Source organism: Thiomicrorhabdus sp. zzn3 (assembly GCF_029767755.1).
GTDB lineage: Bacteria > Pseudomonadota > Gammaproteobacteria > Thiomicrospirales > Thiomicrospiraceae > Thiomicrorhabdus.
The window spans coordinates 71,629-96,502 of record NZ_JARUQS010000002.1 but is presented as its reverse complement, the minus strand read 5'-3'; the positions used below and the strand labels follow the sequence as shown (position 1 = coordinate 96,502).

The following is a 24,874-nucleotide window of genomic DNA, read 5'->3' as shown; positions in this document are numbered from 1 at the left end:
CGCCGAACGTAACGCTGAACAGGCCTGTTCAGTTTTTAAATGAACAAAGCAAAAAATTAATCATTGCTCTAAAAATGGAGTTTGAGGAACATAAGATGGTTAACGTACTTTATTTTGCCAGTTTTCGTGAAATGTTAGGCAAGGCCAGTGAACAGCTTCCGGCATCGCATACCACGGTTGAATCCTTGATTGCTGAATTGGCGGAGCGTGGCGAAAACTGGAAGCAGGCCTTGTTGGATAATCAGAATTTGCAGATTGCCGTCAACCACGACGTCGCCAATCGTCAAACCGAGATTAAAGCCGGAGATGAAGTGGCGTTCTTTCCGCCGGTGACCGGAGGTTAAGTTTTTTATGGCGCCAGAAACTCAACAGAGCCTGAAGTACCCGAATATAAGAGTTCAGGAAGAAGATTTTGATCTGTCGACCGAAGTCGCCAAACTGCGTGAAGGTCATACCGATGTCGGTGCGGTGGTCTCGTTTGTCGGTACGGTGCGCGATATTAACGAGGGCGATGATGTGGCGGTTCTGGAGCTGGAGCATTATCCGGGGATGACCGAAAAGGCGTTGGAAAATATCCGCCAGGAAGCCCATCAGCGTTGGGAATTGGAATCGAGCGTGATCATTCACCGCATCGGCAAAATGTATCCGACTGATCAAATTGTCCTGGTGGCGGTGAGCAGCCGCCATCGTGAAAACGCCTTTTACGCGGCACACTTTATTATGGATTACCTGAAAACTAATGCGCCGTTCTGGAAAAAAGAGACTTTTCCAAATGGTGAAGAGCGTTGGGTCGATGCGCGTCTTAGCGATCAGGAAGCCGAAAAACGCTGGAAATAACCCAGTATAGAGTTTTGCATTTAAACCTTCTTTCTACTATTTTTGTAACTGAATCTGTCATTTCCCCGCCCTTAGCGGGGATTTTTTTGTTTTGTAGAAAGCAAACAATAAAACGCGATAACATTAAACATCTGTATAACCAAACATGACTGTCGAGGATGGGAATGAAAACCTTTGATGAAGCTGTCTCCTATTTGGTCTCCAAGGCTAAAATCACCCATAAAACGGAAACCGTGCCTGTGGCTGAAGCGCTGGGCAGAGTTTTGGCCGAGCCGATTGTGTCTTCGGTCAATGTGCCGCCGCATGATAACAGTCAAATGGATGGCTACGCGCTGCATCTTTACGATCTGACTCATGAAGATACTTTTGCCGTCAGTCAGCGCATTCCGGCAGGCAGTCATCCGCAACCATTGGCGTGCGGAACGGTTGCGCGCATTTTTACCGGGGCACCGATTCCTGAAAATGCCAATGCGGTGGTGATGCAGGAAGAAACCGAAATGGTCGGTGACAAGGTGAAAATCAATGCCACAGAGCCTAAAGCGGGTCAGAATATCCGCAGAACCGGTGATGATATCCGTGTTGGAGAAACCATTCTTGAGGCGGGTCATCGTTTACGTGCTCAAGATCTCGGATTGATTACCTCGATTGGTATTGGCGAAGTGACGGTATTTCAGCGTCTTAAGATCGCCACCTTTACCACCGGGGATGAACTTTTGGAACCAGGCGAAGCGCCGCAGCCGGGTAAAATCTTTAATGCCAACCGTTATGTTTTGGCGGGTGCCGTGCCGCAACTGGGTTTTGAGTTGATTGATCTGGGCCACGTTGAAGACACCTTGGAAGCCACCGTCGAGGCGATGAAGCAAGCCGCTTCGGTTGCGGACGTGGTGATGACCACCGGCGGTGTTTCCGTGGGTGAAGAAGACCACATCAAACCGGCGATTGATCAGTTAGGTTCTCTGGATATGTGGAAGGTCAAAATGAAGCCGGGCAAACCGTTGGCTTACGGCGATATTCAGGGGACGCCGTTTATCGGTCTGCCGGGCAACCCGGTGTCGGCTTTCGCCACTTTTAGCTTGTTTGCGCGTCCGTATCTGCTGCGTATGCAAGGGGTGGAGAACATCTGTCTTAAACCGATCTGGGCGCAGGCCGATTTTGACTGGCTTAAACCCGGCTTCCGTCGTGAATTTGCACGGGCGCGTCTGATTTCGGACAAAGAGTCGGCGCAAATGAAATTGGAGCTGTATCACAACCAAAGCTCCGGGGTACTGAACTCGACCGTTTGGGCGGACGGTTTTGCGGTGATTCCGGAAGACAGCACCATTCAAAAAGGCGATTTGGTGGCCTTTTACTCCTTTAATGACATGATTTAATTGCATGAACAGAGAGAAAGTGAGCAATTCGATGAGTGAAAACAGCTTAACCCATTTGGACGAAAAAGGTCAGGCGCGCATGGTCGACGTCAGTGAAAAAGCGCATACCGAACGTGAAGCGCGTGCTATGGCGGTGATCCGCATGAAACCAGAAACCCTGCGGATGATTGTCGAAGGCAAGCATAAGAAGGGGGATGTCATGGCGACTGCGCGTATTGCCGGCATCATGGCCGCCAAAAAGACCCCGGACATTATTCCCATGTGCCACCCGTTGATGCTGACCTCGGTGAAGGTGGAACTGACGCCAAATATGGAAAACAGCCATGTCGAGATCGTTGCGATCTGCAAATTGGTCGGGCAGACCGGCGTGGAGATGGAGGCGTTAACCGCCGCCAGCGCCGCCGCCTTGACCTTGTACGATATGTGTAAAGCGGTTGATAAAGGCATGATTATCGATCAGGTACAGCTGCTGGAAAAGAAAGGTGGAAAATCCGGCCATTGGGTTAGAGCAACGGCGGATTAAATCATGCACGTATATCTTGCGCTTCTCATTGCCAACTTCGGTGTTATGCTTCTTCGCAATCGGCTTCTATTGCGTGCGAAGCGTGTCTTGAACTTGTCAAAAGATAAGCGGCAACCTAACATGCACTACACGTGCTGATGTAACCGACGTTACTATGGCGACCAAGTCTGATTGCCAGGCGGCTGAAAAAACGGAACAGGCCTGGTGGGTTTACCTGCTGCGCTGTTCAGATCAATCCCTTTATTGCGGCATCACCACTCAATTGGATAAGCGATTACGTCAACACAACGGCGAAATCACAGGAGGTGCCCGTTACACCCAATCCCGCCGCCCGTGTCAATTGGTTTATCAAGAGCGGGCTGAAAACCGCCAAGCGGCACTTAAGCGCGAATATCATCTGAAACAGCTCCCAAAAGCGGCAAAAGAGAGGTTGGTCTCAATAAATAACTCGCTTTAGAGGAATGGCACAAAAGCGAAGCCGCTTAGTTTTGGCGTCGTTCGCGTAACATTTCTTCACGATGTTTCTGCAACTCTCGAGTTTGTTCTTCTCGGTAGCGCTGACTTTCTCGTTCGCGTTCACGTTCCAGTTGGGTTTTGTCTCGATTGCCCTCGATTTCCTGGCGTTCTTTTTTCATATCTCGTTGTTTGTGCGCTTCTTCACTGCGAATCTGACCGTAATTCGGAGTTGGTTGCTTTTGGGCTTTCCGTTCCGCTTTATTAGGCGGCTCGGCAACAGAAGCAGAGGCGTAAAAAATAAACGGAGAGCTGAATAGTAGGGTTAAAGCAAGAGCGGAGCGTTTCATGATGTCACCTCATCGTTGAAATAATAAAGGGTAATCCCCTCTTTTTGATAATAGAGCAACCGGCTTGTGTTGGCAAATCAGAGTAGAGCTATCGTTCAATATACTCTCGAACGCCGGATTCATCCGCTTTGAAAATAACCAGTTCAAAATTATCCACCCGGTTTTGCAGGCTGATACTGCTGTCCCATTCGCTTTTAGTGGTGTTTTCGAGCACCAAAATGTCGTAGCCCGAGCCGCCGTCGATATCATCATTGATTTGACCGCTTGAGCTGTCGGCGCTATCGCCGAGCCATACAACATCATCGTCTTTGTTCATGTTCAGATTGGAGCCGGAAAGCACGTTGCCTTGTATCCACACTTTGTCGTTGCCCCAACCGGCATCAAGATTTGCCTGTAAGTCAGTGCCGAGTACAAAGCGGTCATCCCCGCGGCTTAAATCGATGTTGCCACGTGCTTCGGCAACAATATACAGTTGATCATTACCGTATCCGGTATCGATGTCGGCGCCGGTTTCCAAATCATGGCCAATCGCTAAGTAATCGTCTCCGCCTCCCAAGTTGAGGTCGGTTTCGACATTGCGATTAACCAGGATCACATCCGGAGATGCCTCCTCATTGGAGACGGGAACGGTGTCATCGGCGGTAATGTCAAAGTCCTCATAGGTTGGCGTCAGTCCGGAAGAGGTACTGGAGGAAGAGAAGCTGTCCCAGGTGAGCATTTGCGACAAAATATAAGATTTAATTTCATAACCGCTGATGGGAATGATGATGTCGTCAAAAAACTGGTCGCCCTGATTGGACGCGACGGCGCGATGATAATATAGGTCGATGTCGCAATTTTCTTGCGATGCCGCGTTTTGGCTGGCACAGTTGTTCAGGGCTGCGAAGCCGTCTTGGTTATAAGCGACCAGCACGACACTTGCGGTATTGAGCTCAATATTGGCACTGTTGGCGACGGTTGCCGCATTACAGGTCGTGGTATTGGCGTTGCAGATATAGTAATTGCCGCTGCCTCGGTCGGCCGCGGTGGGGGGCGTATCGGTCAAGGTGAACCACGGGGTGATATTGGCGCCCTGATCACAGAAAAAACTGGCAGAACTGCGCTTGTCGCAAATTAAGCTGCTGTCGGTCGCGTCGGTATTGATAGCGTAACGAAAAGGGTTTCCCCATTCATCTAAACTCTCTTCTCGCTGGATGCCTAAATCCAGATAAGGTACGGTCCCGACACTGACAGAGCATTGGCCGACACGGTTTTCGCGACCGTCATGATCACTATCCGGGCAGGGCAAAAACTTGTGAACCCGGCCGTAACTGAGCAGCTCTTGTTTGATTTTGTTCAGTGAGGTTTCTGTTTCTTTGATTTTTTGTACGTGTCGAACCGTGCCGGTATTGGTTAACAAGCCAACCAGGGCAATCCCGACAATCAGCATGACAATGGTTAACTCAACCAGAGTAAAACCGGATTCTTGGGTTGATGAGCGTGGTCGCCGTTTTGTTGTGCGCATCATTCTAATCCTTGTGTTTGCTCAATGCCGTCAATGGGGTGAACACTTGGAAAGCTCGGTATGAGAGGTGGTGTATCGTAAATGACCAACTGAATGTTGGTGAAGTCCACCTGTTCATCGGTTCCGGTGGTGGCAACGGCAAATTGGAGATTGGCATCACCGCTTTCATCCAGCTGAAACACAACTTCATGGGAGTCGTCCCAATACTTTTCAGTCCGGTTCGGGACGCCTTCTTCACCCGCTCGTGCCGGATCGTAGTAGCTATAGTAACCGTCCTGATCGTTTTGGGTGGCATCGTACGTCAGGGTTTCTAAGATGTCACCATTGGCCGAAATAAAGGCCTTGTCGCTGGTTAGGTTAGGATCCCACCTGGAAGGCTGATCCCAGGTGCCATAGGCTTTGGTGTCCAAATTCATGACGACGGTCTTGCCGGCGTACTCTGCACCAAAGCTTACGGTCTGGTCAAAGACCGCTGTTTGTACATTGTTACTATAGGGGTTGTTATCCCCGATATTGCCGATGCTTTTATCGGCCCCGCCACCGGTGACGTTTTCCCCGCTTTTCATCGGATTAGTGGTGGTGGTTGACGAGGTGTTGACAACTTCGTAGGTTTCCATGCCGTTTGGCAGTTTCAGTTCGTAAGCCCCAATGCCCAGTACGGAATCATCGTAATAGGGAGACTTGGCGTAACGGGTGACGACGAAGTTGCGGTCGCCATCAATGTTCTCATTTTCGTCGGCCTCTAAGCCGTTATTGCTGTGACCGTTCTGGTTTCTGGCGACCAGGATCACTACCTGGCCGTCTGCCACGACGTCAGAACAGGCCGAACTGGAACAGATGCGCAGGTTGTTGCTTCCTAGCAGGGATTCCGTAGGCAGCGTGGAGGCATCAAATGCCGGTAGGGCACTGCCAGGGTAGACGCGATTGGCTGGCAGCGCCGGAATCGGGTCGCGATTGAAAAAGCAGGATGTCTGTTGCGGACAATCCAGCATCAAATCAGGATCGGTGACTCCCTGATCCACCGCATAGACGATTAAATTCCCCCAGCTGTCTTCCACCGATGCGCGGCTCAAGCCGATGGTTTCATAGGGAACGGTACCGGTATCCGCAGTACAGGTATTCACCGGAATGTTGGGAATCGCCGGTTGTGCGGGCACGGCCGGAATGGCTGGAATGGTCGGTCGGCTGGCGGTGCCTGGGACTGCAGGAATAGCGGGAGTGGCTGGAACGGCGGGGATTCGCCCTCTGGTGGCCGTTCTGGATTCAAACCCGTCCTGATTGGCATCTGGGCAGGGCACAAATTTATTTTTTTGGGTAAATTTAATGATCGCCTTCTTAACCACGGCCAATTTACCCTGGCTTTCTTGCCATTTGGCATGATCGTGAAATTCCGAATAAACGACCATGGAACCGGTGCCGATAATGCTTGCGATGGCGAGCACAATGACTAATTCTAAAAGAGAGAAGCCGTTTGAATAAAAATTTGAGTTAACTGGTTTCATTGCGCGTGTCCTTTAATGCAGGCCTCTTTCCGACTTCATTAATGCGTATTTACTTTCATAGCCCGTGATCCAGGCTAGAGAGTCATCTGCTTGATCCATGGAGGACTGCCAAAAATAGGCATCGTCATCGGCATTTTCTGTCTCGACACTGTTGAGTGCGTTGAGGCTGCCGGAATGGATATATCCCCAGGTCTGAGCGCTGTTTTTACCAAAGCTGACAATGACGGCAATGGCCGCACTTTCCAATAGATGGTCACTCGAGGTGGCGCCGCTACAGCTTGTCGTGGCTGATTCGGAACAGACTGTAAGATTGCCTGAGCCTCCGGTTACGCCGGTTGGCGGTGTGGCAAAGGTAAACACCGGTGCGGAGTCAGAGGCAAAGTAGCTGGCGGAAAAGTTGGCACTGCTGATATTTGCAGAGGTGGTTTCTGTATTGACCTTGTAAAAAAGGCTTTCATTCCATGCATCCTGTCGTGAGACTCCCAACATCAAATGTGGCAGTTTTCCGGAATCGGCGCTGCATTGATCGCCAGAGCGATTCTCCCAGCCGTCGTTATCGGTGTCTGGACAGGGCAGATAACCATTGGTCTGTAAAAAGCTTAATAGCAGCGTCTTGGCGACGCTGACATGTGCGCTGTTTTCCCGGAGGTTTTGGTAGTCTCTGGAGAGGGCGTTGGTTCTGACCAGCTCTGTCGTTAAAATGCCCAGAATGACCAAAGCGATCATCATTTCCAATAATGAGAAGCCGGACTCTTTTCGATGAATAATGTGACCTAAGCGTTTCATAATATTCTCATTTATGGGCAGACCAGAGTCCGCCAGCCCTGGCCGGCAAGGTTGTCAAAGGTCGTACCATCGCAGGTAAATACCGGTCTGCTTACAGGGTTGATGTAGGAACAGTCATTGAACCAGTGTTCAATGCCATCTGTCACCGAATTGCATAAATCGGGAGTGCCGTCCTGGGGCGAAACATCCTGGCTGATTCGAGACAAAAGGGCGGCTTCCCATTCGCCACGGGTGATGGTGATCACATAATCATTAAAGACGTCGTTGTTGGCGCCGACCGACTGAAAGTTAATGTTATAGCCGTTGTTGATGGCAGGTTGTTCCAAATAATCGGTGATGCTGTTGCTCGTACGTGACTGTCCGCTAAGTGGAGGGCCTGCATAAAACAGGGCCATGACGATTTCGTCTTTGCCGTCAACGAGCAGCGGCGCGACATCATTGTTACTTTGGTCTTTGACTTCGGTATCCAAATTGGTGTTGACCGGCGCGAAGCGTTTAGCCGTGGTGAACTGGAAGAAACCATGATCGTTCACCAGTCGGCTGTCGACCGCCATCCAATACAGTGATGGATCCAGGTCGGAATCAATAAATGAAAAAAAGTGGTTGGAGATACGTTCCGGAACCCGGCCGATGACGAAAAGCTGGTTGATGCCAGAGGTGTAGCCGCAAGGGCCGTCGGATAGGCCGTCCCCGTTAATATCCGGGCAAGGGAAATAACCGACGCCGGGGGTGATGGATTCATCAGAGTAGATTTCCGGATGGAGTATCGCATAGGCAAGCATGCGGTCTTTAATCGATTGCAACTCCATCAGGTTGCGATCTTCGCTCTCGATTTTCATGGAGTTGGCGCGAATTTGTCCCAAGGATCCGAACCATGCAGCGGTTCCTAGTGCCAACATCATTAAGATCATAAGCACCATAAAGCCCTCTTGTCTACGAAGGGGGAGGGGGTGATTGCTGTGAAGGGTCTTCATTTTTCGCTAGCACACGCTCATTTAGGAAGATCGGTCATTGCGCTTGATACATTAAATGATTATATATGATTGTTTTTTAAACATTATTAAAAATAAATTGAAAGCGTATTGACCCTTTTAATATTGATCGCTGGTAGTGGCCTTTTTAGGCGGGCAGAAACTGAACAGGCCTGGTCAAAAAAGACTTCTGACCAGGCCTGTTCGGTTTTGAAATGGCGTTTGTTAAGCGTTATCGGGTCATGCGACGCGGTTTGCCTTTGTCTTTGGAGGAAGCCGATTTTTTACGGCTTAAAGGCTTGCGGCCAGGTTTGCCGATGGTTTTAACACGCGAGATATTCAGCTGTTGGCCACATACCCAAGACTTTTTCAGGTCGTTGAAGATGTCCTTAGGCATATCGGCCGGCAGGTCAACCATGCTGTATGTGTCTTCAATACTCAGTTGGCGAATGAACTCACTTTCAATTCCCGCTTCGTTAGCGATACAGCCGACAATATTGCCCGGTTTAACTCCGTGCTGGCGTCCCACTTCAATACGGTAGCGCTCCATGCCTTCATCCGGCGTGCGTTGCTGACGGCGTGGACGTTCAGAACGCTCTGAGCGCTGGCGGGGTTCGCCGTCACGGAACTTATCTTGACGGGCCTGTTTAATGGGTTTTTCATCAAGGAAAAATGGCACATCACCTTGCAGTAATCGCGCCAGACCGGCCGCCAATTCTATGGCCGGAATGTTTTTCTCGTTTTCGATCTGCGCGATCATCTCTTCATAGAACTGGATATCGTCTTGCTGGGCCGCTTCGATCAGACGCTCTTTAAAGCGAGTGACGCGTGATTCGTTAATGTCTTTGGCCGAAGGCAGTTCCATCATCGGGATCTGCTTATTGGTAGAACGCTCAATGGAACGCAGTAAACGGCGCTCGCGAGGTGCCACGAATAGAATCGCGGTACCGCTGCGCCCGGCACGCCCGGTACGCCCGATACGGTGTACATAAGATTCGTTGTCGGTCGGAATGTCGTAGTTTACAACGTGGCTGATACGCGGTACGTCCAAACCACGTGCAACAACGTCCGTCGCGACCAGAATGTCGAGCTTACCTTCTTTTAGATGATCCACAATACGCTCACGGTGGTTTTGCGCAATGTCTCCATTGAGTGCCGCCGCCGCGTATCCGCGTGCTTCAAGTTTTTCGGCCAGTTCCACTGTGGAATTTTTGGTGCGCACAAAAATAATCACCGCATCGGTCGGTTCGTGCTCCAAAATGCGTGTCAGGGCATCCAGTTTATGCAGTCCGCTGACCAGCCAGTATTTCTGGTCGATGGTGGTCGCGGTGTTGCTTTTTTGCTTGATGATGACTTCAGTCGGATCTTGCAGGTAGTCCGTGGCAATACGGTGTACTTCTTTAGGCATCGTTGCCGAGAACAGCGCGATTTGACGGGTTTCAGGCGTATGTTTCAATACCCACTCAACATCGTCAATGAAGCCCATGCGCAGCATCTCGTCCGCTTCATCCAATACCAAGGTTTTAAGCTCGTTGAGTTGCAAGGTCCCTTTACGGATATGATCCATCACGCGCCCAGGTGTGCCGACAACGACATGCACGCCGCGTTTCAATGCACGGATCTGTGGGCCGTAATCGGAACCGCCGTAAATCGGCAGAACGTGGAAGCCTTTAAGGTGGTGTGCAAAACTTTGAAACGCTTCAGCAACCTGAATGGCCAGTTCGCGTGTCGGTGCCAATACCAAGACTTGTGGGTTTTTTTGTTTGAGATCGATGCGGCTCAAGATTGGCAGGGCAAACGCTGCGGTTTTACCGGTACCGGTTTGCGCCATCCCCAGAATATCGCCGCCTTCTAAAAGCGTCGGGATGGCTTTGGCCTGGATCGGGGAGGGAGTTTCATAACCGATTTCGGTAATCGCCTGGACGATTTCCGGTCTAAGGTTCAGTTGGTTAAATGTCAGTTCAGTGCTCATGCAAGTTCCTTAATTTTGTGGGATCCGGGTCTGCTTTTGCATATTCGGATAGCTTTGCCCTGGAATACAAAATACAAGGAAGACAGGAGTTCGCAGTCTGAATCAGACGGCGTCATCATCACTAGGATGCCGCGCAGCAGGTTGGCGCGTGCTTAAGCCTGAAATTTCAGGCGTCTCTCGAGTTATTCTGGGGCAAAATGTCATTAAATAGTGAGCGCTTTTGCGGCAGAAAACAGTCAGGTCGAGTCGTAGATACGGAGCTCGAAAGGCGTGAATTAACGCGAATTACAATGCGGGCAAATGGCTCATGGTGTTCGCTTTGGTTGAACAGGCCTGTTTATTTTTTTGGCACTGCTGATGAAGCGAAGCGCGGATTATACTAAATAATTAAATTTATTGCAAAAATTAATAAAATTTATGGGTGTCGAAGGAGTGCGGGCTTGGCAAGCGCGTTTTAACGTTGGATGCTTTGGTTCCGGCCGTTGCGCTTGGCTTGGTAAAGTGCGTGGTCAGCACGTTGCATTAACTGTTCGTAGTGGCTGTCTTCTGGCTTGAGTTCGCTGATACCCAAGCTGACAGTAATGCTCTTTTTAGCTCCCAAGCGACGAGCAACTTCGTGTTCGAGAGTCGTACGAATCCGCTCGGCGGTCATGTAAGCTTGGTCGGCCGGTGTGCTAGGAAGCAGAATAACAAACTCTTCCCCGCCAAAGCGGGCTAAAAGATCACTTTGTCGCAGCAGTTCCTGGGTTACCTCACACAAACAGCATAAAATTTCATCGCCGGTTAAGTGGCCGAGTTGATCATTGATCTGTTTAAAATGGTCAATATCGAAGAGGATAAATGACAAAGGGTGGCCGTAGCGCTTAAATTGGACAAAATGTTGTTCCATGACCTCGATGAGTTTTCGCCGGTTGTATGCGCCGGTTAAAGGGTCAATTTGGCTGGCATGGAGAAGCTCTTCAGCTAAGTGTTTGCGTTCGGTGATATTGCGTGCAACCCAAATCACGGCGCGTTTGCCGTTGATGCGTTCTGGAAAAGGTTGAATATGGCCTTCGAACCAAAGCATCCCTTCGGGCCCAACCTGATCTTCCAGTCCTTTAACCTGTTCGGCTGAAAGAGGGTACTCCACTTTAATGAGCCGTTGTTGCTCGAGAGATAAGGCTACCTGCTGCATAATCCACTCGGCTACTTCAGTGGGCAGCACATCATATAACGAACGGCCTACCAGTTGATGTCCGTCGTGATAGTAGGCTGGATCGGAATGACCATAAAGTCCGGCGTAATAGCCATCTTCCGTGAGTACAAAAACCGGATCGGGCAAGGCGTTCAGCACCATAATCAATTGGTCGGTTGACAGGCCCATCAGTCTAGTAATCTGCCGGTTTTAAAAACTGCTCTTCAAACTCGGCGGCCGGGACGGGGCGGCTGTATAGATAGCCTTGAATGCAAACGTCCTGCGACAGTTCGCGTAAGAAATCGGCTTGTTGCTGGGTTTCGACGCCTTCCGCAACCACATTGAGACGTTTGGTTTGCGCCAGCTTGATAATCGATTCGACAATGGCGACATCATCCGGGTTCTCGGGTACATGGCGGATAAAGGCCTGGTCAATTTTCAGTTCGTGTAACGGCAAACGCTGGAGATAGCTGAGCGAAGAATAGCCTGTACCGAAGTCGTCGATGGAGATTTGGAAACCGAGACTCACCAAATGCTGAATTTTTTGCAGCGCCAGTTGGGTATTGCGGATCAAGACACTCTCTGTCAGCTCCAAGGTAATGGTGTTTGGATCCACTTGGGTAAATTTGACCAGACCGATTACCAGTTCCACAAAGCTCTGTTCGTGAAATTGGATGGGACTGATATTGATGGAAACACGTACCGGTGTTTCGCCGCCATACTGTTTGTTCCATGCCTTGGCTTGAATAAAGGCTTTATGCATCACCCATAGGCCAATTTTAATGATTTGGCGGCCCTCTTCCGCAATAGGGATAAAGTCGTTGGGAGGCACCATCCCCAGCGTTGGATGATGCCAGCGCAACAATGTTTCTGCGGACACCGCGCGGCCGGTTGAATCGATTTGAGCCTGGAAGTTAAGTTGGAATTCATCATCCAGTTCGGAGTGATTCAAGGCCTGAACCATTTCCAGACGTTGCTTGGCCACTTCACACAGGCGCTGTTCAAACAGGCAAACCTGGTTGCCTCCCAGGGCTTTGGCTTCATGCATCGCCAGGTTGGCATAGCCGATGATCTGGTCGGATTCACTGCATTCGCACTCTTTGGAGAATAGATAGACGCCGATGCTGGCGGAACAGTGCAGTGAACGGTTACGAATTTGATAGCGATCATCCAGAATTTCTTGAATGTGGTAAGCGCTGGCCAGTGCCCGTTCCAAAGCCTCTTGACTGTCTTGGCTGAGCTCTTTCATCAGCAGGGCAAAATCGTCGCCGTCCAAACGGGCCGCCAGGTCGTTAGGTGCTTTGATCTGGTTAAGCTTTTGTGAGACACGGATAAGTAGCTGGTCGCCAATGTTTTGTCCTAGGGTGTCATTGAGAATTTTAAAGCCGTCCAGGTCAATCAAAATCAAAGCGGAATAATTTTGACTGTAAGGGGCATTTTCCAGAGTGGCTTCGATGTGATTGGTCAAAAGTGTCCGGTTGGCCAAGCCGGTTAAACGGTCATAATAAGCGAGACGTTCAATTTGGGAACGCGCTTCCTGAATGTCGGTAATGTCTTGAATGACCCCGATAAAGTGTTCAATATTGCGGTTTTCATCGGTGAGCATCGACAAGCTGAGTACCGCATGGAACTGTGCATCCGAAGAGGCGCTGATTTCCACTTCGCCGCTCCAGAAACCGTCATCCAGCAAGGCCTGCATGACGCTGCCGAAAGGCACTCGCAGTCCGACCTGCTGTTTGAGCCAGTCGATATAGGTCATGGAGGCGAGAACTTCAGGCTTGAGCCCGGTGTAGGCACAAAAGGCGTAGTTGGGTTGTGTGATCTGCCCTTGAGCATTGGTAATGAATTGCCCGGCATAACTGGCTTCCATAAGACGCAGTTGAGCTTGAGCTTGGATTTCCAGGGTTAAATCTTTTATGTGCAGTAAAAGGTTTTCGATCTCGTTGCCGGCGGTGACAATGGGATAAGCCTTGATCTGGACCGGCGTCAATTTGCTAGGGGGGTCGTCTGTTGCAGAGCCTTTTAACCAAAGTACCTGCTCACAGGTGCGTACAGTTGGTGACAGTAAGCTGCTTTCAAGCCAAGTTTTGAGGTCAAATGATCGTGTGTCGCGCTTGTGAGTATAGAGTGTGATGCGATTGAACAGACAGGCCTGTTCATTTTGATCATTGCACAGAAAATCTTGCATTCGCTGGTTGATCAGCCGCGCTTGAAGGTCGGTTGAAAACAGAGCGACGCCTTCTTGAAACGCGTCAGCGATTTGCTGACGCTGCAGGCTGTGTGCTTCATTTAACTGAGCAATGAGGGTGGTAATCTCTGTATTATGCTGGGGCGTTTTCATTACGAATGCTATGGGTGAAATTTTGCCAATGACGAGTAACTGCTAAGTGCATGATAAACCAAGTTGGAGCGACGGTTATTGGAATTTCATCACCATTTCTTATTCCTAAATTAAATTATTTAAGCGCATTGCCTATGCGACTTAGGCCGTCTCTTTGCTTCGTAGATGCTGTTCTTCAAATTGCTCTGCACTGCACGGTTGGCCAAACAGATAACCTTGAATCAAAATGTCGGTTGATTGGCGGTGTAAAAAGTCGGCTTGTTCCTGCTTTTCCACACCTTCGGCAACAATCAGCAGGCCTTTGGTTCGCGCCAGGCTGATGATCGACTCGACGATGGCAATGTCATCACTGCTTTGCGGGACATTGGCGATAAAGCTTTTATCAATCTTCAGCTCATGAATCGGCAGCTTCTGCAAATAACTTAGTGACGAATAGCCCGTACCGAAATCGTCAATCGAGGTGCGGAAGCCCAAGCGCGAAAGTTTCTCGATGGTTTTGAGAGCATATTGAATATCCGAAATCAATACCCCTTCGGTCAGCTCCAAGGTGATGTTTCTTGGGTTGACACCGGTGTCGCGCATGATTTGCAGCGTTTGCTGAATGAAGTCCGCTTCGTAAAACTGAATCGGACTGATATTGATCGACAGGTTGAATTGCGGATTGATTGCGGCCCACTGCTTCGCTTGTGCAAAAGCCTTTTGCAAAGTCCAGTGCCCCAAGCGCAGAATTTGCCGTCCCTCTTCGGCAATGGGAATGAATTTGTCAGGGGGAATAAAGCCGAGCTCGGGGTGGTGCCAGCGTAATAGCGTTTCGGCCCCGATTGTGTGGTTGGGATAACCGACTTGAGGCTGATAATAGAGATGGAATTCCTGGTCAAGATCCGCGGTAGTCAGGGCATGTTCCAAAGTGCGACGTTCGATCACCACTTCGGACAGCGAGGGCTCGTAGAAGTAGATTTTTTGATTGCTGCGGCGTTTGGCTGCCGACATGGCCAGGTCGGCATACATCATCAGATCTTCGGCGGTATCGTTTTCTTGAAACGGGAAGATGGTGATGCCGATGCAGACGCGGTTGCTCAGTGTGGTTTCGTGAATGTGGAAGTTGCGGTTGAGATGTTTGGAGATTTTATTGGCCAGATGGTAGGCGTTTTGGGTGGCTTGGTTGTGAGATGTGGCTTTGTCTTGAGTCAGTATCAGAAATTCATCTCCACCGACCCGAGCAACCGTATCCTCCGCTCGAAGCATCTGTTTAAGCGTGCCGGCGACTTGTTTCAGCAGGGCATCTCCGGTACTGCGGCCAAAGGCATCGTTAATGCTTTTGAAGCGATCCAGGTTGATGAAGAACAGTGCGGCATAGGTCCGATGACGCTTGTGGTGCTTCAGGGCCAGGTCGAGATGCTCAAAAGCCAGGCGGCGATTCGCCAAACCGGTGAGGTCATCGTAGTAAGCCATTTGCTCAATGGCCAATTGTGCTTCATGAATGTCGGTGATGTTCTGGATGGTAACGACATAATGCTCGATGTTGAAATGCTCATCGGCGAGCATCGAGATACTTAACACCGCATAAAAAGTGGTGTTGGGCATGGGATGCAGTTCAACCTCGCCACTCCAGTGACGGGTCTGTAGCAACGTTTGTAAGACCTCGTTAGTCGTGGTTTTTAACGTGACCTGCTGGTCGAGCCAACTCGTCAGTGTCATGCTTTTTAAGCGCTCGACCTCCAATCCGGTTAAGGCACAGAAGGCGGCGTTGGGGTGTGTGATGTAACCTTTCTCGTTGGTAATGAACTGACCGTCATAGCTATTAAATGCGGCTTCCATTAGGCGCTTGTGTTCGTCGGCCTGCGCATGGATTGAGCGGTCATAGATTACCAGCAGTACGTTTTTGAGCAGTCCCTTTTCCGTCCACAAGGCTTTGGCAGAGAGTTGTAGCGGCGTGGTTTTCAGCGTCATCGGGTCGCGAATCCACACCAAATATTCTTGGGGATCAGAAGCTGGCGTGACCGGGATGCTCGGAGTGATCTGATCATTCAACCACTGTTTAAGGTCGAATTTAATGGTCGCTTTTTTATTGCGAAAGAACAGTGGCTGTTCAATCAGGTCGGAATCTTGGGGGTAGTGCTTTAACAGTTCTTTCGCTTGCTGGTTGATGATTTGCGGCGTCAGGTCAGGCTTGAAAACGATCACTGCTTCATGGAATGCGCAGATGATTTCGAGTTTGCTCTCCTTCTCTTCGCGCAGCTGAGTGACAGAGGCTTCAAGTTGTGAATGGAGTCGAGCTGAATTCATCCATTGGCCGCCAAAAAATGCTATTTCTTCGATTCTAACTAAGATCGGCCGCGTTGCCAATCGCTATCTCGCTAAAAACGCCTTATTTAGCGGCTTTTTCGCACAAATTCTGTTGATCTGCCTATTTAAGGACTAATAAACCATTTTGGGTAGCCACGTCACGATCTCTGGCCAAATGGCAATTAAAACCAAAACAAACAGTTGAATGGCAATAAATGGAATGGTTCCACGATACAGGTCTGCAGTACTTAATTGCGGGGGGGCGACGCCGCGGAGGTAGAACAGTGCAAAGCCAAAAGGCGGCGTCAAAAAGGCTGTCTGTAGGTTAATGGCAATCATGATCCCAAGCCAGATCGGATCGACCCCCATCATCAACAGGACGGGGGCAACAACCGGCACCACAACATAGGTAATTTCGATAAAGTCGAGGAAGAAGCCGAGAATAAACATGATGACCATTACGATCAACATGGCGGTAAAAACGCCGCCAGGCAGGTCGGATAACAGTTCATGCATCAAGTCATCCCCGCCGAGGCCGCGGAACACCAGCGAGAAAAAGGCGGCACCGATAAAGATCATGAAAATCATGCTGGTGACTTGCAGGGTGTTGCGCATTACCGTGTTGAGCGTATCCAGGGTGAGTTTGTTTTTCAACGCGGCAAGCAGTGTTGCGCCCAAAGCCCCCAGGGAAGCGGCCTCGGTTGGGGTGGCAAAGCCGCCGAGAATCGAACCCAGTACCAGCACAATTAATAGTAAAGGCGGTAGCAGACTGTTCAGAACACGCTTGGCTAACCCCGGTTCAAGTGGTTTGCCGGTATGGTTGGGCACACTGTCCGGTTGGGTGACGGCCTTAAATAGAATATAGAGCATGTACAGCACAACCAACAGCATCCCGGGGAAGAGTGCACCGATAAACAGATCACCAACAGACAGCGTTTCCGGAGAGAAAATCCCCTGTTGCAGTTGAGCTTGCTGGTAAGAAGAAGAGAGCACATCGCCTAACAGAATGAGGATGATGGACGGAGGAATAATCTGTCCAAGGGTTCCAGAGGCGCAGATGGTGCCGCTGGCCAATTTCGGGCAATAACCCTGTTTGAGCATGGTTGGCAGTGCCAGCAGCCCCATGGTAACGACGGTGGCGCCGACAATTCCCGTGCTTGCCGCAAGCAGCATCCCGACCAGAATCACAGCAATGCCCAGGCCGCCTTTGACACCGCGCATGACCTCGTCCATGGTGCCCAACAACTGTTCGGCAATTTTGGACTGCTCGAGCATGATTCCCATATAGACAAATAGGGGCACTGCGAGCAGGGTGGTGTTGTTCATAATGCCGAATATGCGGTTGGGCAAACTTTGCAGAAAGGCCATATCAAAGGCCCCAAACGCGTTGGCAACCAGTGCAAACAATAGAGAGACCCCGGCAAGGGTGAAGGCGACCGGAAAACCGGCGAGGAGAGCGATGAAAATAATCGCAAAGAGCAATAGAGAGAGCCATTCCATCAGAGTTTGCCCTCCGTCTCAGAAGCCGGTTCCAGTGGAGTGTCGTCCGGATGAAAAATAATCAGCCAAGAACGCGCTGCGATTGCCAGTGCTTGCAGAATTACCAAGCTTGCCATCACCAGAATCAAGGTCTTAATCAGGTAGAGGTAACCTAAGCCTCCGGCTTCTGCGGAACCTTCATAAATCGCCCAGCTGGCAGACACGTAGTCCCAGCCGCTCCACAGAATAAAGCCCATGCTCGGCAATACCAGAAGCAAAGTGCCGATGAGGTTAATCCAGGCTTTGCGTTGCGGGGAGGCCTTTGCATAGAACACATCGACGCGCACATGCTGATCTTGCTGATAGGTGTAGGCGATTCCGAGCATGAACAGAATGGCGTGGTTATAGAGCGCCGTTTCTTGTAGAGCAATGGAGCCGATATTGAAAACGTAGCGTAATACGACGATCAGTGCCATGAGTAGCACGAGACTAAGACTGCCCCAGGCGATCCAATGACCGAGTTTGGTTTGCAGGCGATCCTGCAAACGAATAAATTGGTTTAAAGGTTTGGCAAATTGCATAGATAGCACGTAATTTCTTGAATTTGCCTTTATTTTACGGTGTTGTGTGGGTTTTTGCAGAACTTCCGTTTTTTTAGCCTCTTTTTGTGGCCATTCAGCACGGATCAGGCAATGGATGAATAAAACGGAACAGGCCTGTTGGTTTTCAATTCGCCTAGGCCTGTTGAGGATGGAAGCTTGTTAAATTAACGAATGCCCCACAGGACATCGTAAATAATCCGGGTACGGGTATTCATGATTGCGATGTCATCACCGATGATCACGCGGACATAGCCCGAAGGCAATGGGCTTAGGTGGCGGTCTAGTTCTCTTGGAAGCGGGCGCGGGTAAAGTCCTGGAGGCAGGGGTTTGTGGCGCTGAAAGCGTTTATAGTGTCCGGGAGGCAAGGGTTTACGCCCTCGATGGGGATAGCCATAGTAATGAAAGATGCGTGAGCGGTCGTAGTCGTTGAACGCTAAGCTGAGACGCACATTATCCGTCTGTGTGTATACACGAGCACTGGAGCCGGCTGGATAGACCGTGCAGCCATGTAAAAATAACACTGCCAGCAGCGTACTTAACACGATGGTAAGGGGGTTTAATCGTTGCTTAAACATCTCGTCCTCCACATTGAATGGGTCAGAATGGACAGTTTCATCATACCCTTTTTGCTGTAATGGTTGTCAAATAAACGCTGACTAAAGCCTTAAATCACTCTGAAGCGCCATTCCAGGGTATGGAGGGCAAAAAACAAAACCGTAACAATAAAAAAGCCCGGAGACCATAATCGATCGCCGGGCTTTTGTTTGACCGCGGTTTGAGAAGCACTTATTTCAATGCGCTCAAAATCTCTTTTTCAACGTCCGCAATACTTTGCGTGCCGTCCACTTTGATGTATTTCAATGCATCATTGTCGGCCGCCTCTTGCGTATAGTAGTCGATCAACGGTGCCGTTTGATCGTGATAGACTTTCAAACGATCTTTCACCACTTCCGGCTTGTCGTCGTCACGTTGCACCAGGTCTTCACCGGTTTCATCGTCTTTGCCTTCCACTTTAGGTGGATTGTAGACGATGTGGTAGGTGCGGCCTGAAGGTAGGTGCGCACGGCGGCCTGACATACGCTTAACGATCTCTTCGTCAGGCACGTCGATTTCCACCACGGCGTCGATGGCTACGCCGGCCGCTTTTAGGGCGTCGGCTTGTGGAACCGTCCGAGGGAAACCGTCCAATAGAAAACCGTTGGCGCAGTCGGATTGAGCAATGCGCTCTTTAACCAGTCCAATGATGATCTCATCAGTCACCAGTTTTCCGGCATCCATAAACTCTTTGGCTTTTTTGCCAAGTTCAGTACCCTCTTTGATCGCCGCGCGCAGCATGTCTCCGGTTGAAATTTGCGGAATATTAAATTCTTTGGTCAGAAACTGAGCTTGAGTCCCTTTACCCGCTCCCGGTGCACCTAGAAGAATGAATTTCATAGTTGTGTCCTGTTTGTGACGTTGGAGTCTGCCCTCTGTGGCAGAGGCTCAAACGCATTGAAAATAAAACGGTTTCGCTTGGCGCCCGCGGCGCCCGATGGAATGGGCGCTATTATACGGCATCTGCTGAATCATAAAAACAGGCAATAGAAGCTATGTGAAAACTATTACGAACCCCAAACTCTTTGTTAAAAATCGGCTCAAAATGCTCATTTACTTTAGGTAAACCCCGCTTTTTCACCAATTTTTGCCTCGATTTTGGCGTTCACATTACGTTTTCACACACCTTCAGAATTACCGTCTTTTTTCTGCTTTGGGGCGCAGTCGTTAATTGCGACTGGCCAGTAGGCGGTCGATGATCTGTGCGGCTTGCTGGGCATAATGGCCGCCAAACAGATTGAAATGATTGAGGATATGGTAGAGGTTGTAGAGTGGTTTGCGTGATACGTAACCGCGATCCAGTGGAAACACCTCATTGTAGCCGCGGTAAAAATCGTTGGAAAAACCACCGAACAGTTCGGTCATCGCCAGATCGGTTTCGCGGTCACCATAGTAGCAGGCGGGATCAAAAATCACCGCATCGCCGTCGGCGGTAAAGGCGCTGTTGCCCCCCCACAGGTCACCATGCAGCAAGGAAGCTTCCGGTTGATAGTCCTCAAACCAAAACGGCAGGGCTTCGATGAGCTGCTGCCCGCGATCGAATAGAGCTCGGCTCGCCCCGCGAAGTTGTGCCAGTTCCAGTTGCGGGCGCAGACGTTCTTCGCCGTAAAATCCGATCCAATCGCTGTGCCAACGGTTTTTCTGCAGAGTATGGCCGATATAGTTATCCTCAAACCAGCCAAAAGGTTGGGTTTGTTGCTGCGGATCACGGTTGATTTGATGATGCATCAAGGCCAGGTCGCGACCGCGTTGAAAGTCATCCCCTTTTGAACTCAGTTGCAGGTGTTCCATCAGCAACCAGGCCTGTCCATGATGCAATCCGAACCCGATCGGTTTCGGGCAGAGAATGGTTTGGGAGTCGGCAATGGCCTGCAAATTATGCGCTTCGGTTTCAAATAGCGGCAGGCTATCCGCACGGTTGACCTTGAGAAAAAAGTTACCGGCTGCGGTGTGCAGTTGAAAAGCCTGATGGATATCGCCACCGCCCACGGCATGCGCGGATTCAATATGCAGGAGCTGACCGGTAGTCGTTGATAGTGTCTCTGACCATGCATTCCAATCCATGCTATTCTCCTTGGGCTCGTTTACAGAAACGGTTTGACCAGGCCTGTTGAGTGCTTAGCCGTTTTATTCAAACAGCTCTTCGGTAATTTTGTGTATTTGCGTGGTGGTGACATCCGGCACTTCAGGTGCATTGCCCTCTTTAAACACTTCAAAGAAGGCGTCTGGCGTATCGGCCGGCACGGCTTCCCCGGTTTCCGGGTTAATCGGAACGTTGACCAGCCCATCTGGACGGGCAAACGGCGCATTTGGATAAGGCGCCAAGGCTTCGCGCATATAGTCGATCCAGATCGGCAGGGCGGCACGTCCACCTACTTCGCTGCGTCCCAAGGTAGATGGCGTGTCGAAGCCGACCCAAACGGTAGTGACTACGTCTGGGTTAAAGCCAGAGAACCAGGCGTCTTTTTGATCATTGGTGGTCCCGGTTTTACCGGCAATGTCTTCTCGCTTAAGCACATTAGCCCGTCTTCCGGAGCCATAACGAATGACATCTTGCATTAAAGAAGTGGTGATATAGGCGGTCTGTTGACTGAGCACGCGCGGGGCACTGCTTGGATCGTTCTCAAGACATTGTGCCTGACAGGCAATTTTCGGTTCTGCCCGATAAATGGTATCGCCATTAAAATCACGTACTTCCTTAATCAGGTAAGGGGTAATGCGGTAACCGGTATTGGCGAAGGTGGCATAACCGCGAGCGACTTCCCAAGGGGTAAGCTGCACACTTCCCAGCGCCAGGGAAAGGTCGCGGTGTTTGTTCAGTTCTTCGGCCGGTAAGCCAAAGCGTTGTACATAGTCGACCGTATAGCGGATCCCAATCTGTTGTAGCAGGCGGATCGAGACCAGGTTACGCGAGTAGGCTAACGCTTTTCTCAGTCGGGTTGGGCCATAAAAACGGCCGGAATAGTTCTCCGGACGCCATACATCTTCAAGGGCGCGATCGTGGAATACCACCGGAGCGTCGTTGATGGTAGTGGCGGCTGTCAGCCCTTTATCCAATGCGGCTGAATACAAAAAAGGCTTAAAGTTAGAACCCGGTTGACGACGTGCTTGCACGACGCGGTTGAATTTACTGCGGAAAAAATCAAACCCTCCGACCAGAGCGCGTACTTGGCCGTCTTTAGGATCGAGTGAGATTAAAGCCGCTTCCGTTAACGGATCTTGAGCTAATTGCCACTGGCCTTGCAGGTGTTGCAGATAGATGATGTCACCGACTTTGAGTACGTCTTGTGGCGCCTTCGGATCGGCGCCTTTACGGTTAACGTCGATATAAGGTGCGGCCCATTCCATGGTGGCAAACGGCAGTTCAACGTGTTCACCCTCTAAGGTCATGACTTGGGTGACTGATCCTTTAAAAGCCGTTACCACTCCCGTTTTTAAGTGGCCGAATTTCGGGGTGTCATTGAGAATGTTCAGAACGGCTTCATTGTCCGTCATTTCCGCAGGGCTGAGATGGCGGATCGGACCACGGTAACCGTGTCGGCGTTCGTATTCCTGTAAACCATCACGTACGGCCAAGTTCGCCACGTTCTGCAAGTGGCTGTTCACGGTTGTGACGATGGTTAACCCTTGTTTGAGGGCATCTTCCCCGAATCTTTCCACGGCAAATGCTCTAGCCATTTCGGCAACGTAGCCGGCTTCGATATCGATACGCGCGCCCACCAGTTGAGCATGTACTTCGACATTCAGGGCGTCTTGCAGTTCTTCATCCGTAATAAAGCCGAGTTCATGCATGCGGCGCAGAACATAGTTGCGGCGAATCTTGGCGCGTTCCGGGTTGGCAATTGGGTTATAAGCGGAAGGCGCTTTAGGCAGCCCGGCGATCATGGCGTATTCATCCAGTGACAACTCGTTGATCGGTTTGCCATAATAGGTTTGCGCAGCCGCCGCGACCCCGTAGGAACGGTGGCCGAGGAAAATTTTATTCAAGTAAAGGGCGAGAATCTCTTGCTTGCTCAGTTCATGTTCTATTTTGTAGGCGAGAATGATCTCATTAAATTTGCGCAGATAAGTTTTTTCTTTGCTTAAGAAGAAGTTACGTGCCACCTGCATGGTAATGGTTGAGCCCCCGGACTGCTTGCTGCCGGTGGTCACCAGTTCAAATACCGCACGGGCCAGCCCTTTATAGTCGACGCCGCCGTGTTCAAAGAAGCTTTCATCTTCAGCCGAAATAATCGCTTGGGTCATGCGCTCCGGAATTTCGGTATAGTCGAGTGGGATGCGCTTTTTGGTACCAATTTCACTGATCAGTTTGCCGTCTTCAGTGACAATTCTCAATGGGACTTGGTAGGTGACATCTTTAAGCGAAGCCGCGTTGGGTAAGGTCGGGTAGATCGTGAACACATAGAACAGCATCACCGTTAGCGGGGTGATAAACAGGCCTGCGAACGCACTGAGCCAGACCAAGCGTTTCAAATGACGCGCTTTTTTTGAACTCGTTGGAGAGGAGTGCGGTGCAGAAGGCTTAGTGTCGTGCTCGTTGATTTCGCTCATTGGATTTCATCAAGAAGGAGTTGAATGGGATCGTCGCTATTTTCTTTATTAGAAAATGGTTATTTGTAGCCTATTATACGGATTTCATTGAGTTTCTCTGTAAAAATCCGGTTGCTAGAAACACAAAAACCCAGGCGAAGCTGGGTTTTTGAAAGCTTAAGCGAGGGATGGCTTAAGAGTTTTTGCTGTAGCGACCGGTTTTGATGTCACTCCACATCAAATATAGGTTACCGATAACGATGAACCCGATTGCTGAAATTACGCCGATAATGCCGACAGCAACTTGCAGTGATTGTGGCAGGATGTCAGCCCAGATACCCAGCAATACAGCCAATGGGATCACAACTGAAATAACCAGAACACCTAGCATTTTCATTAAGTTATTCATAATTTTGCGCCTCAGATAACAATGATTTTGGAACCGTGAAAGTCTATGCTTTCTGTTATTTTTCTGACTGGGTCAGAGGTTCTTCTGTTTTATACAGTGCAAACTATACTTTTGTCAGCCGCTTATTTCAAATAAAAATGCTTGATTTCAATCAAGAAACGTTTGCGATGATGCAAACCGTCACCTTATCCCCCTCTGAATTTTATTTAATCAGGCCTGATCAAGATATCTATTGCGAAAGTTATTCGATGTTTTGTACTTGTTCGCGCATTTGTTCGATCAGAACTTTTAACTCCACACTGATTTGCGAAGTGCGGCTATCCGCGGATTTTGATCCCAGGGTATTTGCTTCGCGGTTGAGTTCCTGCATTAAAAAATCCAGGCGTCGACCCACCGCGCCCTTGGAGGTTAAAACATGGCGTACTTCATCCAGATGAGTGCGCAAACGATCGAGCTCTTCCTGAACATCGAGTTTTTGTGCCAGGATGGCGATCTCTTGATGGACGCGCATTTCGTCGAGTTCTTCGACCAAGGTAGCGATACGTTGACGCACCTTTTCCGTTTGCGTGGCGATGATTTCCGGCAGTAACTGTTGAGCCAGCCCCACCTGTTTTTCGATGGCTTCACAACGCCGTAAAATCACCTCAGCCAGCGCCTGACCCTCTCGTTCCCGGTGAGCATTGAGCGCAGCCAGGGTTGACGGCAGAGCCTCCATGAGTTCTGCTTCACGTTGTTGGAGGTTTTCCTCATTTTCATTTTGCCCTAGCACTCCGGGCCAGTTGAGGACTTCCAGCGGGTTAACCTGGGTGGCTTCGATTAAGGTGTGTTGTACCTGGCTGACCGCTTGCGCCAGAGGCTGAAGGATGGCTTGATTGACTTCAAAGGTTTGATTGGATTGGGTTTCATTGACCTTTAGGGAGACTTCGACTTTGCCGCGATGCAGGGACGCTTTAATTTGATCGCGGATTTTCATTTCCAGATGGCGGAAATTGTCCGGCAGTTTAAAGTGCATTTCCAAAAAGCGCTGGTTAACCGAGCGGATCTCCCAACTGAAACTGCCCCATTCGGTTGTGAACTGGCTACGCGCAAAGGCGGTCATGCTTTTCACCGGATTCCCTCCATGCTGCAAGTCGCGATGTTTTATAATGCGCTCATTCTACTCGGTTTTAGCGAAATTAAGCAAAGTTAAGC

Annotated in this window: 22 protein-coding genes; 5 read left to right on the top strand and 17 right to left on the bottom strand. The window is 50.1% G+C overall.

Annotated features, from left to right (window positions below):
• The first annotated feature begins 95 nt into the window (after nt 1-95).
• From moaD to QCB44_RS08065, 5 genes are all read left to right on the top strand, one after another.
• The gene (gene moaD, locus QCB44_RS08085) at nt 96-344 is read left to right on the top strand and encodes a molybdopterin converting factor subunit 1 (protein WP_279409331.1); all 249 of its coding nucleotides are present in this window, start codon (nt 96-98) and stop codon (nt 342-344) included.
• Between the two features lie 7 nt (nt 345-351).
• A complete protein-coding gene (gene moaE, locus QCB44_RS08080) occupies nt 352-837 on the top strand; it encodes a molybdopterin synthase catalytic subunit MoaE (protein ID WP_279409330.1) in 486 nt (161 codons plus the stop codon).
• Between the two features lie 164 nt (nt 838-1,001).
• Nucleotides 1,002-2,207, top strand: a complete 1,206-nt coding sequence (glp, locus tag QCB44_RS08075) for a gephyrin-like molybdotransferase Glp (protein WP_279409328.1) — start codon at nt 1,002-1,004, stop codon at nt 2,205-2,207.
• Nucleotides 2,208-2,238: 31 nt separating this feature from the next.
• On the top strand, nt 2,239-2,730 hold the full coding sequence (gene moaC, locus QCB44_RS08070; RefSeq protein ID WP_279409786.1) for a cyclic pyranopterin monophosphate synthase MoaC: 492 nt from the start codon (nt 2,239-2,241) through the stop codon (nt 2,728-2,730).
• Between the two features lie 154 nt (nt 2,731-2,884).
• Nucleotides 2,885-3,187 (top strand): GIY-YIG nuclease family protein, encoded by a 303-nt coding sequence (locus QCB44_RS08065; RefSeq protein ID WP_279409327.1) that lies wholly within the window; start codon nt 2,885-2,887, stop codon nt 3,185-3,187.
• 25 nt (nt 3,188-3,212) lie between these two features.
• Here QCB44_RS08065 and QCB44_RS08060 read toward each other — a convergent pair whose 3' ends face one another.
• The 17 genes from QCB44_RS08060 to QCB44_RS07980 form a co-directional block, all read right to left on the bottom strand.
• Nucleotides 3,213-3,533, bottom strand: a complete 321-nt coding sequence (locus QCB44_RS08060; RefSeq protein WP_279409326.1) for a hypothetical protein — start codon at nt 3,531-3,533, stop codon at nt 3,213-3,215.
• An 88-nt stretch (nt 3,534-3,621) separates the two neighbouring features.
• Entirely contained in the window at nt 3,622-5,040 is a 1,419-nt protein-coding gene (locus QCB44_RS08055) for a type II secretion system protein (RefSeq protein WP_279409325.1), read from the bottom strand.
• The gene (locus QCB44_RS08050) at nt 5,037-6,539 is read right to left on the bottom strand and encodes a prepilin-type N-terminal cleavage/methylation domain-containing protein (protein ID WP_279409324.1); all 1,503 of its coding nucleotides are present in this window, start codon (nt 6,537-6,539) and stop codon (nt 5,037-5,039) included. The genes QCB44_RS08055 and QCB44_RS08050 overlap by 4 nt, the downstream gene beginning before the upstream one ends.
• A 12-nt stretch (nt 6,540-6,551) precedes the next feature.
• Nucleotides 6,552-7,325 (bottom strand): type II secretion system protein, encoded by a 774-nt coding sequence (locus QCB44_RS08045; protein ID WP_279409323.1) that lies wholly within the window; start codon nt 7,323-7,325, stop codon nt 6,552-6,554.
• Between the two features lie 11 nt (nt 7,326-7,336).
• Nucleotides 7,337-8,245, bottom strand: coding sequence for a hypothetical protein (locus QCB44_RS08040; RefSeq protein ID WP_279409322.1), 909 nt, complete (start codon nt 8,243-8,245; stop codon nt 7,337-7,339).
• 283 nt (nt 8,246-8,528) lie between these two features.
• Nucleotides 8,529-10,268 (bottom strand): DEAD/DEAH box helicase, encoded by a 1,740-nt coding sequence (locus tag QCB44_RS08035; RefSeq protein WP_279409320.1) that lies wholly within the window; start codon nt 10,266-10,268, stop codon nt 8,529-8,531.
• Nucleotides 10,269-10,722: 454 nt separating this feature from the next.
• A complete protein-coding gene (locus tag QCB44_RS08030; RefSeq protein WP_279409318.1) occupies nt 10,723-11,631 on the bottom strand; it encodes a diguanylate cyclase in 909 nt (302 codons plus the stop codon).
• 4 nt (nt 11,632-11,635) lie between these two features.
• A complete protein-coding gene (locus tag QCB44_RS08025; RefSeq protein WP_279409316.1) occupies nt 11,636-13,783 on the bottom strand; it encodes an EAL domain-containing protein in 2,148 nt (715 codons plus the stop codon).
• A gap of 141 nt (nt 13,784-13,924) precedes the next feature.
• On the bottom strand, nt 13,925-16,069 hold the full coding sequence (locus QCB44_RS08020; RefSeq protein WP_279409315.1) for an EAL domain-containing protein: 2,145 nt from the start codon (nt 16,067-16,069) through the stop codon (nt 13,925-13,927).
• Nucleotides 16,070-16,201: 132 nt separating this feature from the next.
• Nucleotides 16,202-17,569 (bottom strand): TRAP transporter large permease subunit, encoded by a 1,368-nt coding sequence (locus QCB44_RS08015; protein ID WP_279409314.1) that lies wholly within the window; start codon nt 17,567-17,569, stop codon nt 16,202-16,204.
• Nucleotides 17,569-18,129: a TRAP transporter small permease subunit gene (locus tag QCB44_RS08010; RefSeq protein WP_279409312.1), complete on the bottom strand. Its 561-nt coding sequence runs from the start codon at nt 18,127-18,129 to the stop codon at nt 17,569-17,571. Before QCB44_RS08010 ends, QCB44_RS08015 begins: the two co-directional genes overlap by 1 nt.
• Nucleotides 18,130-18,314: 185 nt before the next feature.
• Nucleotides 18,315-18,599 (bottom strand): hypothetical protein, encoded by a 285-nt coding sequence (locus QCB44_RS08005; RefSeq protein ID WP_279409311.1) that lies wholly within the window; start codon nt 18,597-18,599, stop codon nt 18,315-18,317.
• Between the two features lie 337 nt (nt 18,600-18,936).
• Nucleotides 18,937-19,584, bottom strand: a complete 648-nt coding sequence (gene adk, locus QCB44_RS08000) for an adenylate kinase (protein ID WP_279409310.1) — start codon at nt 19,582-19,584, stop codon at nt 18,937-18,939.
• 327 nt (nt 19,585-19,911) lie between these two features.
• Nucleotides 19,912-20,808: a fructosamine kinase family protein gene (locus tag QCB44_RS07995; protein ID WP_279409309.1), complete on the bottom strand. Its 897-nt coding sequence runs from the start codon at nt 20,806-20,808 to the stop codon at nt 19,912-19,914.
• Nucleotides 20,809-20,871: 63 nt separating this feature from the next.
• Nucleotides 20,872-23,295: a penicillin-binding protein 1A gene (locus QCB44_RS07990; protein ID WP_279409307.1), complete on the bottom strand. Its 2,424-nt coding sequence runs from the start codon at nt 23,293-23,295 to the stop codon at nt 20,872-20,874.
• 172 nt (nt 23,296-23,467) lie between these two features.
• Nucleotides 23,468-23,683: a hypothetical protein gene (locus QCB44_RS07985; protein ID WP_279409306.1), complete on the bottom strand. Its 216-nt coding sequence runs from the start codon at nt 23,681-23,683 to the stop codon at nt 23,468-23,470.
• A 241-nt stretch (nt 23,684-23,924) separates the two neighbouring features.
• The gene (locus QCB44_RS07980; RefSeq protein WP_279409785.1) at nt 23,925-24,782 is read right to left on the bottom strand and encodes a YicC/YloC family endoribonuclease; all 858 of its coding nucleotides are present in this window, start codon (nt 24,780-24,782) and stop codon (nt 23,925-23,927) included.
• Between the last annotated feature and the right edge of the window lie 92 nt (nt 24,783-24,874).